Annotated in this window: 19 protein-coding genes; 9 read left to right on the forward strand and 10 right to left on the reverse strand. The window is 68.9% G+C overall.

Features of this window, described 5'->3' with window-relative positions:
- The first annotated feature begins 1 nt into the window (after window position 1).
- Both B4589_RS07020 and B4589_RS07025 read left to right on the forward strand, forming a co-directional pair.
- Window positions 2-835 (forward strand): PHP domain-containing protein, encoded by an 834-nt coding sequence (locus B4589_RS07020; protein ID WP_079233592.1) that lies wholly within the window; start codon window positions 2-4, stop codon window positions 833-835.
- Window positions 836-887: 52 nt separating this feature from the next.
- Complete coding sequence (locus B4589_RS07025) at window positions 888-1,385, forward strand: DedA family protein (RefSeq protein ID WP_079235191.1); 498 nt, start codon at window positions 888-890, stop codon at window positions 1,383-1,385.
- A 46-nt stretch (window positions 1,386-1,431) separates the two neighbouring features.
- On the opposite strand, the gene B4589_RS07030 is transcribed toward B4589_RS07025, so the two are convergent.
- Window positions 1,432-1,596 (reverse strand): DUF6757 family protein, encoded by a 165-nt coding sequence (locus tag B4589_RS07030; RefSeq protein ID WP_176330501.1) that lies wholly within the window; start codon window positions 1,594-1,596, stop codon window positions 1,432-1,434.
- A gap of 90 nt (window positions 1,597-1,686) precedes the next feature.
- On the opposite strand from B4589_RS07030, the gene hemB reads away from it, so the two are divergent.
- The gene (hemB, locus tag B4589_RS07035; RefSeq protein WP_079233593.1) at window positions 1,687-2,691 is read left to right on the forward strand and encodes a porphobilinogen synthase; all 1,005 of its coding nucleotides are present in this window, start codon (window positions 1,687-1,689) and stop codon (window positions 2,689-2,691) included.
- A 229-nt stretch (window positions 2,692-2,920) separates the two neighbouring features.
- Here the strand turns inward: hemB and B4589_RS07040 are convergent, their stop codons facing one another.
- Window positions 2,921-3,127 carry a cold-shock protein gene (locus B4589_RS07040; RefSeq protein WP_079233594.1) on the reverse strand — a complete coding sequence of 69 codons (207 nt, stop codon included), beginning with the start codon at window positions 3,125-3,127 and terminating at the stop codon, window positions 2,921-2,923.
- A gap of 212 nt (window positions 3,128-3,339) precedes the next feature.
- Between B4589_RS07040 and B4589_RS07045 the strand changes: the two genes are divergently transcribed.
- Entirely contained in the window at window positions 3,340-3,747 is a 408-nt protein-coding gene (locus B4589_RS07045) for a universal stress protein (protein WP_079233595.1), read from the forward strand.
- Here the strand turns inward: B4589_RS07045 and B4589_RS07050 are convergent.
- Both B4589_RS07050 and B4589_RS07055 read right to left on the reverse strand, forming a co-directional pair.
- The gene (locus B4589_RS07050; protein WP_079233596.1) at window positions 3,726-4,289 is read right to left on the reverse strand and encodes a GNAT family N-acetyltransferase; all 564 of its coding nucleotides are present in this window, start codon (window positions 4,287-4,289) and stop codon (window positions 3,726-3,728) included. The genes B4589_RS07045 and B4589_RS07050 overlap by 22 nt on opposite strands.
- A gap of 2 nt (window positions 4,290-4,291) precedes the next feature.
- Window positions 4,292-4,660 carry a universal stress protein gene (locus B4589_RS07055; RefSeq protein ID WP_079233597.1) on the reverse strand — a complete coding sequence of 123 codons (369 nt, stop codon included), beginning with the start codon at window positions 4,658-4,660 and terminating at the stop codon, window positions 4,292-4,294.
- A 96-nt stretch (window positions 4,661-4,756) separates the two neighbouring features.
- Here B4589_RS07055 and B4589_RS07060 point away from each other — a divergent pair, with 96 nt between their 5' ends.
- Together B4589_RS07060 and B4589_RS07065 are read left to right on the forward strand one after the other, a co-directional pair.
- Complete coding sequence (locus B4589_RS07060; protein ID WP_079233598.1) at window positions 4,757-5,524, forward strand: DUF5806 family protein; 768 nt, start codon at window positions 4,757-4,759, stop codon at window positions 5,522-5,524.
- A gap of 46 nt (window positions 5,525-5,570) precedes the next feature.
- The gene (locus B4589_RS07065; protein WP_079233599.1) at window positions 5,571-5,993 is read left to right on the forward strand and encodes a hypothetical protein; all 423 of its coding nucleotides are present in this window, start codon (window positions 5,571-5,573) and stop codon (window positions 5,991-5,993) included.
- On the opposite strand, the gene B4589_RS07070 is transcribed toward B4589_RS07065, so the two are convergent.
- A complete protein-coding gene (locus tag B4589_RS07070; protein WP_079233600.1) occupies window positions 5,987-6,259 on the reverse strand; it encodes a hypothetical protein in 273 nt (90 codons plus the stop codon). The genes B4589_RS07065 and B4589_RS07070 overlap by 7 nt on opposite strands.
- Window positions 6,260-7,122: 863 nt before the next feature.
- Window positions 7,123-8,211 carry an aminopeptidase gene (locus B4589_RS07075; protein ID WP_079233601.1) on the reverse strand — a complete coding sequence of 363 codons (1,089 nt, stop codon included), beginning with the start codon at window positions 8,209-8,211 and terminating at the stop codon, window positions 7,123-7,125.
- 121 nt (window positions 8,212-8,332) lie between these two features.
- On the opposite strand from B4589_RS07075, the gene gnd reads away from it, so the two are divergent.
- On the forward strand, window positions 8,333-9,235 hold the full coding sequence (gnd, locus tag B4589_RS07080) for a phosphogluconate dehydrogenase (NAD(+)-dependent, decarboxylating) (protein WP_079233602.1): 903 nt from the start codon (window positions 8,333-8,335) through the stop codon (window positions 9,233-9,235).
- On the opposite strand, the gene B4589_RS07085 is transcribed toward gnd, so the two are convergent.
- The 4 genes from B4589_RS07085 to B4589_RS07100 form a co-directional block, all read right to left on the reverse strand.
- Complete coding sequence (locus tag B4589_RS07085; RefSeq protein WP_079233603.1) at window positions 9,236-10,111, reverse strand: ferritin-like domain-containing protein; 876 nt, start codon at window positions 10,109-10,111, stop codon at window positions 9,236-9,238.
- 180 nt (window positions 10,112-10,291) lie between these two features.
- Window positions 10,292-11,179 carry an ABC transporter permease gene (locus B4589_RS07090; protein WP_079233604.1) on the reverse strand — a complete coding sequence of 296 codons (888 nt, stop codon included), beginning with the start codon at window positions 11,177-11,179 and terminating at the stop codon, window positions 10,292-10,294.
- Window positions 11,176-12,129, reverse strand: coding sequence for an ABC transporter ATP-binding protein (locus B4589_RS07095; RefSeq protein WP_079233605.1), 954 nt, complete (start codon window positions 12,127-12,129; stop codon window positions 11,176-11,178). The genes B4589_RS07090 and B4589_RS07095 overlap by 4 nt, the downstream gene beginning before the upstream one ends.
- Before the next feature lie 61 nt (window positions 12,130-12,190).
- Entirely contained in the window at window positions 12,191-12,448 is a 258-nt protein-coding gene (locus B4589_RS07100) for a hypothetical protein (protein WP_079233606.1), read from the reverse strand.
- Window positions 12,449-12,653: 205 nt separating this feature from the next.
- Between B4589_RS07100 and B4589_RS07105 the strand changes: the two genes are divergently transcribed.
- Both B4589_RS07105 and B4589_RS07110 read left to right on the forward strand, forming a co-directional pair.
- Window positions 12,654-13,055, forward strand: coding sequence for a carboxymuconolactone decarboxylase family protein (locus tag B4589_RS07105; protein ID WP_079233607.1), 402 nt, complete (start codon window positions 12,654-12,656; stop codon window positions 13,053-13,055).
- Window positions 13,056-13,104: 49 nt separating this feature from the next.
- Complete coding sequence (locus tag B4589_RS07110) at window positions 13,105-14,901, forward strand: excinuclease ABC subunit C (RefSeq protein ID WP_079233608.1); 1,797 nt, start codon at window positions 13,105-13,107, stop codon at window positions 14,899-14,901.
- Window positions 14,902-15,002: the final 101 nt, after the last annotated feature.

A 15,002-nucleotide genomic window follows, 5' to 3' on the forward strand; every position in this document is an offset into this window, starting at 1 on the left:
AATGAGCGTCGTCGCCGACCTCCACACCCACACCACCGTCTCCGACGGCAGCTTCTCGCTCGACGGCCTGATCGAGACCGCCCGCGAGGCGGGACTCGACGCCGTCGCCGTCACCGACCACGACCGCTACCACCCCGAACTCTCCGTCCCCGTCGAACGACGAGGGGACCTGCTCGTCGTCCGCGGGATCGAGCTCCGCGTCGAGACCGCCGAGGAACGCGTCGACCTGCTCGGCTACGGGCTCGAACCCACGGACGCGCTGACGGCGGAGGTCGAACGCCTCCAGCAGGACCGCATCGACCGCGGGCGCCGGATCGTCGAGAACGTCGAGGCCGAGTTGGGCGTCGACCTCGGGATCGAACCCCACCCGGGGCTGGGTCGCCCGCATATCGCCCGGGCGGTCGTCGAGAGCGACGCCGACTACGACGCCGTTGGCGAGGTGTTCGACGACCTGATCGGCGACGACTGCTCCTGTTACGTCGCCAGGAACGTTCCCGACTTCGGGACCGGGCGGGAGCTGCTCGAGGAAGCGTGCGCGTTCGTCGGCCTCGCCCACCCGCTGCGGTACGACGACCCCGAGGCCGCGCTGGAGCTCACCGCCGACCTCGACGCCGTCGAGCGCTACTACCCGTACGACCGCCCGGTGTCGCCCGACGACGCCGAGGCGCTCGATCCCCGACCCGTCGAGGCCGCCATCGCGGCGCACGACCTGCTCGCGACCGGCGGCACCGACGCTCACGATGAGGAGTTGGCGGTCGACGGGCTCCCGCAGGGCGCGTGGGAGCGCGTCCGCGAGCGCCTGCCGGAGCCGGTCGAACCCGCGGAGAGTAACTGATTTACCCGCCTCGCCGGTAACCCGGATCGTGAACGAGGGGATCGTCGCCGAGATGCCGGGCTGGCTCCAGTCGCTGTTGACCTCGGAGTGGGCCTACGTCGTCCTGTTCGGCGTGTTCGTGCTGGAGGGGGCGATGCTGATGTACTTCGTGCCCAGCGAACTCATCGTCCCGGGGTCGCTGGCGCTGCTGGGCCACGGCCCGGACGAGCTCCTGCCGGTGCTCGCCGTCGCCGTCCTCGGCGCCACGATCGGGCAGGTCGCACTGTTCACGGTCGCGAGACGGGCCGGTCGGGAGTACCTCCTCCAGAACCGCTGGTTCCGCGTGAGCGAGCGCACGCTCACGCGGTTCGACGGCTGGTTCGACCGTTGGGGCGGCTACGCGGTCACGGGGAGCAACGCGATGCTGTTCACTCGCGGGATGTTGACGGTGCCGGCGGGGCTGGCGACGATGGACCGCAAACGGTTCGTCGCGCTGTCGGCGCTGGGGACGCTGCTGTTCGAGTCCTGGCTCGCGGCGCTGTACGTGTTCGGCGTCGACGTACTCTGGTAAACCGGGCGGGCGCTCCCCCCACTATCCGACGATACCCCGACCGACTTCACTCGGCGCGGTCGATCTCGGTCTGCTCGCGCAGCGCTTCCAGGCCGTCGTCGTCGGCGAGCTCCTCGACGCGCTCCTGGAAGTGCTGCTCACAGAGGCCGACCTTGACACCGTCCGTCTCCGCGGCGTAGACGGCGTCGTCCTCACAGTAGTGGCACTTCATACCCAACGCTACACGTCCCAGTCGGTTAAGAACGCGGGTAGCGGTCGGCGGGAACGACGCGGTTTTGCCCCCGGGGCGTCTGCCACCGACATGGAGCAGATCCCCCGTCCCGGCCGCGACGACGCCCGCCGCCCCCGGCGGCTACGGGCCGACGGCGTCCGGTCGCTCGTCAGCGAGACCGACCTCTCCGCGTCGGACCTGATCGCGCCCGTGTTCGTCGACGCCACCACCGACGAGCGCGTGCCGATCGAGTCGATGCCCGGCCACGAGCGCGTCCCCGTCGACGAGGCTGTCGCCCGCGTCGAGGAAGTCCGTGAGACGGGCGTCGAGGCGGTGATGGTGTTCGGCATCCCCGAGTTCAAGGACGACCGCGGCACCCGCGCGTACGCCGAGAACGGCGTCGTCCAGCGTGCAGTCCGGCAGATCACGGCGGAGACGGACGCCTACGTGATCACGGACGTCTGCCTGTGTGAGTACACCGATCACGGCCACTGCGGGGTCGTCGAGGCCGACGCTGACGAGGACCCCCACCTCACGGTCCGGAACGACGAGAGCGTCGAACTGCTGGCCGAGACGGCCGTCTCCCACGCCGAAGCGGGGGCGGACATGGTCGCGCCATCGGCGAGCCTCGACGGGATGGTGGGTGCGATCCGCGACGGCCTCGGTTCGGCGGGGTTCGGCGACCTCCCGATCATGTCCTACGCCGCGAAGTACGAGTCGGCGTTCTACGGCCCGTTCCGCGACGCGGCCGACGGCGCGCCAGCCTTCGGCGACCGCCGACACTACCAGATGGACCCCGCCAATTCCCGAGAAGCCCGCCGCGAGGTCGAACTGGACGTCGAGGAGGGCGCCGACGTGCTGATGGTCAAGCCAGCGCTCCCCTACCTCGACATCGTCGCCGACGTGCGCCGCGAGCACGACCACCCCGTGGCGGCGTACAACGTCTCCGGCGAGTACGCGATGCTGCACGCCGCCGCGGAGAAGGGCTGGCTCGACCTCGAGGCGGTCGCTCACGAGTCGTTGCTGTCGATCAAGCGTGCCGGCGCAGACCTGATCCTCACCTACTTCGCGGAGGACGTGGCCGAGTCGCTCTGAGACGGCGTGTCGGCACGGACCGTACAGGCGGCGTCCCCGGGTGTCACCGCTCGCAGGTCCGGGATGGATCCCCTCCTTCTCTCGTAGTCGGAGGTGGTGTTCATCATCCAGAGCCTGCCGTGGGATCGGTGGTGAACACGGAGTGGACAATAGCGTCCGCTCGGAGGGAGAGTACTCTGAAAAGTCGAGACCGTCCTCTGTCGCTGTGAGCGACAGGTGTGTCTCGGTGTTACTGTCGGACGACGTTCGCTGCGCGGGGCCCCTTGGGGGAGGACTCGATGTCGAACTCGATCTCGGTTCCTTCCGTGAGGTCCTCGCCGCCGACATCCTCCATATGGAAGAACACGTCTTCGTCGTCATCGAGGTCGCCGTCGTCAGTCGAAATGAAACCGTAGCCGCCCGTATCGTTGAAGAAATCAACCTTACCGTTTGCCATTACAACCAAACGGAGGGTGGTGTGCGGGATAACCCTTCCGAGGGTCGAGGTACCACGACTCCCCGCGTCGCGTTCGGAGGAGCTACTCAGCGATCCCGCTCTTCGTGATCGGGAACAAACGAAGCGGCAGTACCAGCCACTACTCTCGCCGGCGCTCTCGGTTCGTCGCCGACGAACCAAACGGTTTTGCGTCGCCGTGCAGACTCCCACCCATGGAGCCGTTCGACCGCGTGCTCGTCGCCGTCGACGGGAGCGAGGAGTCGACTCGGGCCGTCGAGTACGCCGTGACGGTCGCCGACGCCTACGACGCTGCGGTCCACGTCGTCTACGTACTCGGCGAGGACGTCGCGGACAACTACGAGGCCGAGGGGTACGCCGACACCGCCGAGGAGATCGCCGAGGAGCGCGGCGTCGACGTCTCGACCTCGACGGTCTCGGGGTTCTCGAAGAGTCGCCTCTCCCAGCACCCCGGCAGCGTCGTGCTCGACACCGCCGAGGAGGTCGGCGCCGACTTCCTCGTCGTCCCGCGGGAGCCACAGACCGGCAGCCGGGCGGCGGTACTGGAGAAGACGGCGGAGTACGTGCTGCGCTACGCGAGTCAGCCGGTGCTCTCGGTCTGAGCGTCGAGCCGGATCGCCATCTCCAGTTCGAAGCTCTCGGCGTCGGTGGTCTCGAACCCGATCTTCTCGTACAGCCCCACCGCCGCCCGGTTCCAGCGCTCGACAGTGAGCCAGACCTGTGAGATCCCCTGCTCGGCGCCGTAGCCCAGCGCGGACTCGATCAGCGCGGTGCCGATGCCTGCACCCTGGTGGGACTGGAGCACGAAGATCGCGAGCTCGTACGGCGACTCCGTCCCGTTTTCGGGCACCAGCGTCACGTGGCCGACGACGTCGTCGCCGTCCCACGCGAACACGTTGAAACACTCCTCGGAGAGGATTCGGTCGAGCCAGCCGCTCAACTTCGAGGGACGGCTCGGTGGGATCCCCTGTGCGCGGTCGGCGGGGTCGAACGACTCGTACATCGCCCGCAGCGCCTCGCGTTCCTCGTCGCTGCCGCCGTAGGCACGGATACTGATCTCCCGTCCCTCGGCGTCCTCGACGCTCTGTGGCGGCGACGGCAGGCCGTCGACCGGCTCGTCGGGGTAGCGGTCTGGTCCGGTCATGCTCACCGAACCAGCCTGACGGTCGTGTGCGCGTTCAGCAGGACGAACTCCGCGATACTGCCCACGTTGATCTTCCCCATCGGACTGGTCTGACCGCCGCCCAGCGCGATCTCGTCGAACCCTTCGCGCTCGGCGATGTCGACCAGTTCGCTGCCCGGGTCGCCCTCGATCTGTCGGACCTCCGCGTCCAGCCCGGCGTCGTCGAGCTCCTCGCGGGCTCGCTCGGCGATCTCCTCGCGCGAACGGGGCGATCGCGGGTTCTCGACGATCGCGATCGTGAGCTCGTCGCCGACGTCGGCCGCACGACCGACGACGCGTTCCAGCGCCCGGATCGAGTCGTCGCTCCCGCCGATGCCGAGCAGCACCTTCATGCTCGGCGGCACGACCGCTCGGCTGATAAACCCCGCGGGCCGGATCGGCCGGTCGCGGTGGACAGCCCTATGTCCGTGGCTGTGTCAGGGGGAGGCATGAGCGACGATCCGACGCCGGCGGGGGGCGACGACACGAGCGACCGCGAGTTCGAGATGGCGGGCGAAACGGCGAGTGACCCCGCCGAGAACGGGAGCGGCGACGAGGGGGTGGCCGACTCGGTGGGCACCGACGCCGACACCGAACGCGACGGCGCCGATACCGAACGCGCCGACGCCGACACTGAGAGCGAGGAAGCGGGGAGTCCGACCGCCTCGCACGACGTGGAGCTGCCCGAGGACGTGCCGGAGGACGTCGCCGAGTACGAGCGATTCACCAAGATGGATCGCGCGGACTACGACCGCGTCAACGAGTTCCTCCGGGATCGCACGTACATCACCGCCCGGGAGTGGGCGATCGCCCGGCTCTGTGCGGACTTCCGGACCGAGACGGGCGTCGAGATGACCAAGATCGGCGAGAACCTCCCGCGGCTGGTGCCGTTCATGACGGACACGTACACGCCGCAGGCGGTGAACCAGGCCCGCGCCTCCTTCGAGGAGAAAGTCACCAAGGCGGGTGCAACCTTCCTCTACGGCGCGATGTCGGGGTTCTACACCGCCGAGGAGCTCGACGAGACGATGTACGAGGTGACCGAGATCGCGAAGTTCCTGCTCGAGGTCGAGGGCGTGGATCTCTCCGTCGAGGAGGAGCTGGAGGCGGAGGACGAGATATCGCGGGTGATGCGCGAGGTGCGGGAGGCGTCGGCGGAGGTGCGCGGCGAGGAGGTGAAGTGCCCCGAGTGCGGGCACGTCCACGAGACGGAGTAGCGTCAGTACCGGTGTTTTTTCTCACTTCGGTTTTATTCGGTAAGTAATGTCTGGGCGGCTTCGAACGATGCTCGGGGAGTCGCTGACGACGGTGACCGTCGTCGGCGTCGCCTACCTCGCGCTCGTCGTCACGATCGGCGTCGCGTTCGGGTGGTACCCGTCAGTTGGGGATCTGCTTTCGCTTGCGAGCCCGTTCTTTGGGTTCATGCCCACGCTGGCCGGGACCCTCGGCGTGTTCCTCGTCGGTGCCGTGCCGGCGTACCTCTACGACCGGGCTGGCCTCGTCCTTCCGGCGCTCGTGCCAGTTGCGTTCCTCGTGCTGATCGCGGACACGGCCAATCCGGAGAGCTACACGGTGCTCGTCTTCTTCTACCCGCCGCTGGTCGCGGCTGTGGCGGCCGTACTGGGAATCATCGAGTCTGCTGTTCGAAGCGTGGCCGGCGAGTCGGATGGTGTCGACGCTCAGTGAAGGCCCATCGCTTCGGCGTCGAGTTCGGTCTCGACGTAGTCCCGGCCGTGGTCGGTGATGATGTAGCAGGACGCCACCTCGTCGAGTCGGCGGACGAGTCGGGTGTCCAGGAGCTCTCGGACGGCGTCGAGGACGGCGGTTCGGCTGGGCGGGTCGTCCATCCGGTCGTCGAGGTTGGCGGCGATGCCGCTGGGGGAGATGCCCACGCCGGACTGGTAGAGCAGTCGGAGCGTGGGAGCGACGGCGTCTGAGTCGAACTCGGGCATCGATCGGTGGTTGTGGCGTGTGGGTGAAAACGTTCGTTGTTCGTCGGTGTCGACGTTGGCTTCGATACCGTCTCTCGACTCGTCGATTACGCGACGGCGACGGCATCTCGATCGTTGGCAACTGGGACAGCAACCGCAACAGCATCTCGACCGTTAGCAACCGGGACAGCAACCGCAACGGCATCTCAACCGTTGGCAACTGGGACAGCAACCGCAACAGCGTCTCGAAGCATGACCACTTGTGACCGCAGGGTGCCGGGCACGAGGCCCGGCACAGCATGGACTCCCCACCCCTCCCCCCGCGCTCGCGACCGTTGCGAGCGCGAGGCGTCCACCGCCACCGCACCGCTGCCGCTGTCGGCGCGAAGCGCACGCGGCCTCGTGCCGCGTGTCAGCGCGAGGGACGAACGAGCGAAGTTCTCGTGAACGAAGTGAACGAGAGCACGGCAGAGCTTTGCTCTGCCGGAGCGAGTGAGTCGGCTGGGGAGGTTTGTGGGCTGTGCGGGGCGGTGCGGTCACAAGTGGTCATGCTCACTCCGCGGTGACGTTCGCAGACTGAACCGAACTGCACACCAACAAGGAGTACGCGTCATACTCACTCCGCGGTGATGTCTGCAGAGACGGAGAACGAAAACCGGCCGCCACCGAATTTACGCGCTACCCCTCAAAACCGTCCGCTCGCGGCTCACTCCGTTCACCGTCGCCGGCGGCTCCGCCGCCGGCTGTCACCGAAAGCCCCCGGCTTCCGGTTGCCCGAGGAGCTTCGCTCCTCCCTGCCAGCGGGATCTTCGATCCCGCCCTGCTCGCGTTCCGAGGTCGGTTTCCGCTCGCTCCCGAAGGTCGCTCGCGTTGCCCCGACCTCGCTACTCGAACCGGAACGTCCCGTTCCGCTGCACCACCTCCCCATCCACCTCCAGCCGCGAGTCCTCGCTCATGTCGGTGATCATGTCGACGTGAACCGCCGAGTCGTTCGCCTCGTCCTCTCTCCCCTCCGGGAAGTTCGACTCGTACGCCCGCCCGAGCGCCAGATGCACCGTGTCGCCCATCTTCTCGTCGAACAGGATGTTGTCGGTGAAGCGGTCGATCCCGCGGTTCATCCCGATGCCGAGTTCGCCCAGTCGCTTCGCACCCTCGTCCGTATCCAGCACCTCCGCGATGGCGTCCTCGTTCTGCTCGGCCGCGAAGTCGACGACCTCGCCGTCCTCGAAGGTGAGGTGGACGTTCCGCACACGCTGGCTGTTGATCGTCATCGGCACGTCGAAGAACACCTCCCCCTCCGTGGCGTGGGGCGCGGTAAACACCTCGCCGGAGGGGAGGTTGTGGGAGTCGTACGCCACGCTCGCCGCGGAGTTCACGGCGGTGCGGCCCTCGATGGACATCGTGAGGTCGGTGTCCTCCTTCACGATCCGGACCTCGCTCCCCTCGTCGAGGATCTCCTTCATCGTCGCCATCTTCTCGGCCAGCTCCGCCCAGTCCCGCAGGATCGCGTCGTAGACGAACTGCTGGTACTCCTCGTAGCTCATCCCGGCCTGCTGGGCCAGCGCGCGGGTGGGGTGGACCGTCGACACCCAGTCGGTGTCCATCCGCGCCTCGCGGATCCCCTGGCGAGCGCGGCCCTTGGCCTGCCGTTTCTCCGAGGGCACGTCCGCGCCCTCGGTGGTGTTCCGGCCGCCGCCGAGGCGGAGCACCGCGTCGGCGTGCTCGTACAGCGCGCGCTCGTACTCGGGGTCCTCGTCGAACTCGCCGCTGTGGGCCCGCGTGTACGCCCGGTCCACCTCGTCGGAGCCGTACAGCGTCACGACGTTCGCGTCGCGCTCCCCCAGTTCCTCGGCGACCGCGACGGCGAGGTCGTGTGCGCCTTCGGCGACGGAGAGCACCACGTCGTCGCCCGCCTCGATCCGGGCGCTCCAGTCCACCAAGGTCCTCGCGTGCTCGCGGATGCGTTCGTCCATGCCCGAGGCGTCGGCGCCGGGGCGCAAAAGCCCCGCGGGACGGGGGCGATCCGGCGCCGCTACACGTCCCCGCCGTCTCGGGACCGCAACGGCTACACGCCTCCCCTCACAGCCTCGGAGTATGGAACTGGGCGTCATCGGACTCGGGCGGATGGGGCAGATCGTCGTCGACCGATCTCTCGACGCGGGCCACGACGTGGTCGCGTTCGACCTGAGCGCTGAGGCGACCGCGGAGGCCGCGGAAGCGGGCGCGACCGCCGCCGACAGCGTTGAGGACCTCTGTGACCGACTGGGCTCGGAGAAGCGGATCTGGCTGATGGTGCCGGCGGGCGACCCCGTCGACGCCACGCTCGACGACCTCGAACCCCACGTCGGCGAGGACGACGTGATCGTCGACGGCGGGAACTCCCACTTCGAGGCGTCGGTCCGGCGCGCGGGGGACACCGACGCCGCCTACCTCGACTGCGGCACCTCCGGCGGCCCCGCCGGCGCCTATCTCGGCTTCTCGCTGATGGTCGGCGGCCCCGAGTGGGCGTACGAGGCGATGGTGCCCGTCTTCGACGCCGTCGCGACCGGGAACGCCGGTCACGAGCGCATGGGCCCCTCGGGGTCGGGCCACTACGTGAAGATGGTCCACAACGGCGTCGAGTACGCGCTGATGCAGGCGTACGGCGAAGGGTTCGAACTGCTCGCGAACGGTCGCTACGACCTCGACCTCGAAGCCGTCGCCCGAACGTGGAACAACGGCGCGGTGATCCGCTCGTGGCTGCTCGAACTCTGCGAGGAGGCGTTCCGCGAGGAGGGGAACGACCTCGGGGACGTGGCGGACCACGTCGCCGGCGGCTCGACGGGCACGTGGACGGTCCAGGAGGCGCTGGAGCAGGAGACGCCGGTGCCGCTGATCTATCAGGCGCTCGCCGAGCGGTTCGGCTCGCGGGCGCCCGAGGAGGGACGGTTCGCGCGACGGCTGGCGAACCGACTCCGCTACGGGTTCGGTCGCCACGAGGTCGAGCGAGAGGAGTAGTCAGTCCCCGTTCGGGGCCGTCTCGTTGCCGGCAGTGTCGTTCGGCGTCGCAGTCTCGTTGCCAGGCCCGTCCGGCGTCGTCTCGTTGCCGGCCGGGGTGTCCGTTCCGTTGTCTGCTGGGGTGTCAGTCCCGTTGTCTGCCGGGGTGTCCGTCTCGTTCCCGTCCGGCGTCTCGGTCCCGTCCTCGGGCGTGTCTGTTTCGTCACCGTTCTCCTCGTCAGCCACGAACTGGCCCACGGTGTCGAGCACGTCGGACTGGCTGCTCGCACCGTCGAACGCGTCCGGGAACGGCGACGTCCCGGCGAGTTGGTTCGCCAGCGCCGCGTGGCGCGCCTCGACGCTGTGGATCGACAGCGCGACGGCGAGCAGATCGGGGCTCTCGACGAACGGCGCGGCACCCGCGTACGCGGCGACCCCGGCGTTCTCGATCACCGCCGCCAGCGAGAAGAACTCGCCCACCTCCTCGAACCCGAACTCGTACTCCGCGGGCTCGGCGGGCTCGCCGCCGAGCAGTTCGACGGCCTCCGTGAGCACCTCGACGTGCTCGGCCTCGTGGTCCGCGAGCGTCTCGACGTAGCCGTACACCGTCTCGGCGTCGTACAGTTCGACGGCGTCCGAGTCGTCGAACGCCGCCTCGTCGAACGTCTCGAGCGCCGTTTCGTAGAACGCGCTCTCGAACTGCTCGAGCGACAGCGCGTAGTTCAGCACGTCGACGTCGGTTCCCTCCACGTCGTCGAACGCCTGCTCGGTGTCGGCGAGCGCGACGCCCGTGGCGCCGCCGAGGCTCAGCAGCGCGCCGCCGGCTACCGCCGAGGTGGTCAGAAAGTTCCGCCTGGACTGCCCGTCAGTCGAACCTGTGTCGTCTCTGTCGGTCATGGTTGTCGCCGGAATCCGGCAGGACAACCGTGTGAGCCGTGCCGATTAGTTATGCGCTACCGTCGAGTCGTAGGGGCGGACGAGGCCCAGTAGGGACGGTCGCGCGGCGGTCGTAACACCGCTCTACGTGGAGCGGATCAGGACCCACGAAGGGGACGGTAGTCGGATCCTTTTTCGACCCTACAGCTCCGCGTCGCGGAACCAGACGACACCGACCGCGAGCGGGACGGCCAGCCAGAGCAGCATCGCCGCCAGCACCACGCCGTCGGAGAACACCGGCGAGAGGTTCGGGCCGAGCGCCTGTGCGGCCTGCTGGTTCGGGATCATCCCCAGTAGCAGGCTGAACATCCGGACGCGGGCCTCGAAGTCGGAGAAGAACAGGCTGTCGACCAGCGACTTGTACGCCTGGATCGGGTTGAGGATCTTCAGCGCCAGCCGGAGCTGGAACTGCTGGGGCGTCGAGAGCCCGAACAGCTCCGTCGCCGCGCGGTTGACGCCGGTGACGAAGAAGTTCCAGAGGAACCAGAAGGTCGCGAACAGCCCGCCAGCGCCGACCAGCGCCTGCTGGTTCGTGTTCGCGGCGGCGGAGACGCCGACGGCGATGCCGACGAACACGACGCCCAGCAGCGCGGTCAGCAGCGCGAACTCGACGTAGACGAGGATGTCCAGCCCCGACGCCGCCGGCAGCAGCGCGAGGAAGGCGACGAGGAACCCGATCAGCACCGGCAGCGCGACGACGCCGCTGCGGCCGAGGAACTTCCCGAGCACCACGTCGTCCCGGGAGTGAGGTAGCGAGAGCAGGAGCTTGATCGTGCCCGACTCCCGCTCGCGGGTGATCGAGCCGTAGGCGATCACCAGCGCCGTCAGCGGGATGATGATCGCCGTCCCCTGTTTGAGGAAGAAGAGGAACGTGCGGAGCACGCCGCCGCCCTGCTGGCCGCCGCCGTAGTAGAGTCGGCCGATCGCCGCGCCGGCGAACACCAGGATCGACAGCGCCGACAGCACCCAGAGCCAGCGCGAGCGCACCGCATCCCGGAAATCCTTCCGCGCGACGGCCTCCCAGCTCATGGCTCCACCTCCTCGGCGGCGCCGTCGTCGGGCCCGTCGTTCGGCGTATCCCCCTCCGTGTACGCGAGGAACAGGTCCTCCAGCGACGACTCGCGGGTCGAGAAGTCCTCGACGACGACGCCCGCGTCCTCGAGCGCGCCGATGACGGCGGTCTTGGCCTCGGGGTCGCACTGGACCGTCACGGTCGCGCCGTCGGTCGAGGCGGCGTCGACGCCGTCGAGCGCCCGCACCGCGTCGAGCGCCGCGTCGTCGACGCCGTCGGCGGTGATCTCGAGCGTCGCGCCGGAGCCCACGGCGTCGCGCAGCCCTTCGACGGAGTCCTTCGCGACGAGCCGTCCCTCGCGGAGGATACCCACGCTGTCACAGACCGCCTCGACCTGCCCGAGCACGTGGCTGGAGAAAAAGACGGTCGCACCGCGATCGGCCTCCTCCCGGACGATATCGCGCATCTCCTTCGCCCCCGCAGGGTCGAGCCCGGAGGAGGGCTCGTCGAGGATCAGCAGGTCGGGGTCGCCCACGAGCGCCATCCCGAGCGCGAGGCGCTGGGCCATCCCCTTCGAGTAGCCGCCGGCCTTGCGGTCGCCGTCGCCGGCGAGCCCCACCCGCTCGAGCACGGCGTCGGGGTCGGCGTCGGCGTCCTTGGACTCGATCGCGAACTCGAGGTGTTCGCGGCCCGTCAGGCGCTCGTACGTCGAGAAACCCTCCGGGAGCACGCCAGTTCGCTCCCGGACGGCGACGCTGTCGGCCTGGGGGTCCATCCCGAGCACCTCCACGCGCCCCGCGGTGGGGCGCACGAAGTCGAGCAGGAGGTTGATCGTCGTCGACTTCCCGGCGCCGTTCGGGCCGAGGAAGCCGAACACCTCGCCCTCCTCCACGGTCAGATCGAGCGCGTCGACGGCGGTCACGTCGTCGAAGCGCTTCGTCACCCCGTCGAGTTCGATGGCGGCCATGGGCCGGCTTGCCGCGGTTCCCGATAAAGGGTTTCGGCTGCGTCGCGGGTGTAACTATCGCTCAGAGTACGTCTTCCGGGTCGTGTTCCGCCGCGACGCGCTGGGCTTCCGCCGCGTAGCGCTCCGCTGTCTCGGGGTCGTCGACGGGGTCAAGACGGTCGTCGTCGACGTCGACGGCGGCGGTCGGCGCGTCGCGACGGGCGAGACTGTCCAGCGCGGCCTGTCTGGAGAACGCTCGCTCGCCGTCCGGCGTGGCGTAGGTCATCGTCACGAGATTGCGGCTGTCGACGTCGCGGTCGACCAGCCAGACGCGGGTCATGGAACGTGGTTGTGGTGGGCGGGGTTTGTACTCGGCGGTCGGGGTGGTCACCCGTCGAGGGCCGCACCGGTGCGACGGGTCCCTAAGTCGTCGTGTCGTGGACATGGACAGCACTGTATCCGACGACACTCGGACACAGGTAGTGGCAGCACAGCTATCCGATCGCGCGTGCATTGGTATCACTGCCCAAAGGAGGGCGACGATCATGGCGACACAACAGACGGTCCAGGAGATCGAGGAAACGCTCGGACAGGTGCCGGGGTGGATGCAGCTCCTCGCGGAGCCCGCAAGCGACCACAGCTGGGGGATCTTCCGGGATCTCCTCCTCGGGGAGACCGAGCTCACCCCGCGGGAGAAGGCGCTCGTCGGCGTGAGCGCGGCCGCGGCGATGAACTGTCAGTACTGCTCGTACTTCCACAAGGAGGAGGCCCGGTTCGCGGGAGTCTCGGAGGCCGAACTCGCGGAAACGATCAACGTCGCCGGCGTCACCGAGTACTTCTCGACGGTGCTGCACGGCAACGAGTACGAACACGACACGTTCGTCACCGAGACGGACGAGGTGTTCGACCACCTCCGGGAACAGGGGATGGCCCCGGCCGACGACTGATTCGTCCAGGGCGTCACGCTCAAACGCGCCCACGCCCTACCCCGACTGAATGGACGCGAGCGAGGTCCGCGAACGCGCCGGCGACCTCCCCCGGGAGCCCGGCGTCTACCAGTTCCTCGACCGCGACGGCGACACGGTTCTCTACGTCGGCAAGGCGGTCGACATCCGCGACCGCGTGCGCTCCTACGCCGACCATCGAGGCGGCTTCGCCGCCTCGAGCCGCGCGAACGGCGAAGCCGTGAGCGGACCGCGGAGCGATCGCATCCGGAAGATGGTGGCCCGCGCCGACGCCGTCGACACCGCCGTCACCGACACCGAAACACAGGCGCTGCTGCTCGAAGCGAACCTGATCAAGCGCCACCAGCCGCGGTACAACGTCCGGCTGAAGGACGACAAATCCTACCCACTGGTGCAGTTGACCGACCACGAGTACCCCCGGATCGAGATCACCCGCGACCCCGACGACGCCGCCACGGTCTTCGGCCCGTACACCCGGAAGGGCGACGTCGAGACGGTCGTGAAGGCGATCCGGGAGACGTACGGGCTGCGGGGCTGTTCGGACCACAAGTTCAGCAACCGCGACCGTCCCTGCATCGACCACGAGATGGGACTCTGTTCGGCGCCCTGCGTCGACGCGATCGACGCCGAGAGCTACGCGGAGGACGTCGAGAGCGCGGTCCGCTTCTTCGAAGGTGAGACGGGCGTCCTCGCCGACCCGCTCCGCCGGGAGATGGAGAGCGCCGCACAGAGCGAGGAGTTCGAGCGCGCCGCCAACGCCCGGGACCGCCTCGAAGCGGTCGAGTCGTTCCACGGCGAGGGCGGCGAGGCGGTCTCCTCGCCCGGGAATCGCCAGGAAATCGACGTACTCGCGGCGGTCGTAGAGGGTGGTGACGCCACAGTCGCGCGACTCCACGCCGACGCCGGGCAGTTGGTGGACCGCTCCAGACACCGCCTCGACGCCCCGGAGGGCGAGGACCGCGTCGCGACGCTGCTCTCAGCGTTCCTCACCCAGTACTACGCCGAACGCGAACTCCCCGAGGCGATCCTGCTCTCGGAGCGGCCGGACGACCAGGACGTGCTCGACTGGCTCGAGACCGCCGGCGTCGACGTGTCGGTTCCGGGCGCAGGCCGGGAGGGGAAGCTCGTCGAACTCGCGCTGAAAAACGCCCGCAGCGGCGTCGGCGGCGCCGACGACCCCGTGGGCGCGCTCGGGCAGGCGCTCGACATCCCGCGCCCCGAGCGGATCGAGGGGTTCGACGTGAGCCACGCCCAAGGGAAGGCGGTCGTCGGCAGCGACGTCTGCTTCGTCGGCGGGAGCGCCGAGAAGTCGGGCTACCGGCGGAAGAAGCTGCCCGAGCGCAACGACGACTACGCCAACATGCGCGAACTGGTGCGCTGGCGGGCCGAACGCGCCGTCGACGGGATAGACGACCGCCCCGATCCGGACCTGCTGCTGATCGACGGCGGCGAGGGGCAGCTGGGCGCCGCGACGGACGCGCTCGACGAGGTCGGCTGGGACGTCCCCTGCATCGCGCTGGCGAAGTCGGAGGAGCTGGTGATCACGCCCGACAACGTGGAGCGGTTCGACGACGACGCCCCCCACCTCCACCTGCTCCAGCGGGTGCGCGACGAGGCCCACCGCTTCGCGGTCCAGTACCACCAGAGCGTCCGCGACGAGGTGACGACCGCGCTCGACGAGGTGGAGGGCGTGGGGCCGGCGACCCGGAAGCGGCTGCTCCGGCGGTTCGGCTCGGTCGACGCGATCCGCGAGGCCGGCGAGTCGGCGCTGCGGGACGTCGACGGCGTCGGGCCGACGACCGCCGAACGGATCGCCCGACGGCTGTGACCCGACCGGTCAATCAGCCGTTTCACTCTCCAGTAACTATTTCACGAACGCCGACAAATCGCCGCCCGTTCGCCGCTCTTGCCCTCCATGGCGAGTCGCCG

The organism is Halolamina sp. CBA1230 (assembly GCF_002025255.2).
Classification (GTDB): Archaea; Halobacteriota; Halobacteria; order Halobacteriales; family Haloferacaceae; genus Halolamina.

Bases quoted from the DNA above. Each gene is read 5' to 3' on its own strand.
- B4589_RS07060 (WP_079233598.1), top strand. From the start codon at position 4,757: ATGAGCGACGATCCGACGCCGGCGGGGGGCGACGACACGAGCGACCGC.
- B4589_RS07095 (WP_079233605.1), bottom strand. From the start codon at position 12,129: ATGGCCGCCATCGAACTCGACGGGGTGACGAAGCGCTTCGACGACGTG.
- B4589_RS07100 (WP_079233606.1), bottom strand. From the start codon at position 12,448: ATGACCCGCGTCTGGCTGGTCGACCGCGACGTCGACAGCCGCAATCTC.
- B4589_RS07050 (WP_079233596.1), bottom strand. From the start codon at position 4,289: ATGACCGGACCAGACCGCTACCCCGACGAGCCGGTCGACGGCCTGCCG.
- B4589_RS07025 (WP_079235191.1), top strand. From the start codon at position 888: ATGCCGGGCTGGCTCCAGTCGCTGTTGACCTCGGAGTGGGCCTACGTC.
- B4589_RS07040 (WP_079233594.1), bottom strand. From the start codon at position 3,127: ATGGCAAACGGTAAGGTTGATTTCTTCAACGATACGGGCGGCTACGGT.
- B4589_RS07030 (WP_176330501.1), bottom strand. From the start codon at position 1,596: ATGAAGTGCCACTACTGTGAGGACGACGCCGTCTACGCCGCGGAGACG.
- B4589_RS07085 (WP_079233603.1), bottom strand. From the start codon at position 10,111: ATGACCGACAGAGACGACACAGGTTCGACTGACGGGCAGTCCAGGCGG.
- B4589_RS07105 (WP_079233607.1), top strand. From the start codon at position 12,654: ATGGCGACACAACAGACGGTCCAGGAGATCGAGGAAACGCTCGGACAG.
- B4589_RS07055 (WP_079233597.1), bottom strand. From the start codon at position 4,660: ATGAAGGTGCTGCTCGGCATCGGCGGGAGCGACGACTCGATCCGGGCG.
- gnd (WP_079233602.1), top strand. From the start codon at position 8,333: ATGGAACTGGGCGTCATCGGACTCGGGCGGATGGGGCAGATCGTCGTC.
- B4589_RS07070 (WP_079233600.1), bottom strand. From the start codon at position 6,259: ATGCCCGAGTTCGACTCAGACGCCGTCGCTCCCACGCTCCGACTGCTC.
- B4589_RS07045 (WP_079233595.1), top strand. From the start codon at position 3,340: ATGGAGCCGTTCGACCGCGTGCTCGTCGCCGTCGACGGGAGCGAGGAG.
- B4589_RS07020 (WP_079233592.1), top strand. From the start codon at position 2: ATGAGCGTCGTCGCCGACCTCCACACCCACACCACCGTCTCCGACGGC.
- B4589_RS07110 (WP_079233608.1), top strand. From the start codon at position 13,105: ATGGACGCGAGCGAGGTCCGCGAACGCGCCGGCGACCTCCCCCGGGAG.
- B4589_RS07090 (WP_079233604.1), bottom strand. From the start codon at position 11,179: ATGAGCTGGGAGGCCGTCGCGCGGAAGGATTTCCGGGATGCGGTGCGC.
- B4589_RS07065 (WP_079233599.1), top strand. From the start codon at position 5,571: ATGTCTGGGCGGCTTCGAACGATGCTCGGGGAGTCGCTGACGACGGTG.
- B4589_RS07075 (WP_079233601.1), bottom strand. From the start codon at position 8,211: ATGGACGAACGCATCCGCGAGCACGCGAGGACCTTGGTGGACTGGAGC.
- hemB (WP_079233593.1), top strand. From the start codon at position 1,687: ATGGAGCAGATCCCCCGTCCCGGCCGCGACGACGCCCGCCGCCCCCGG.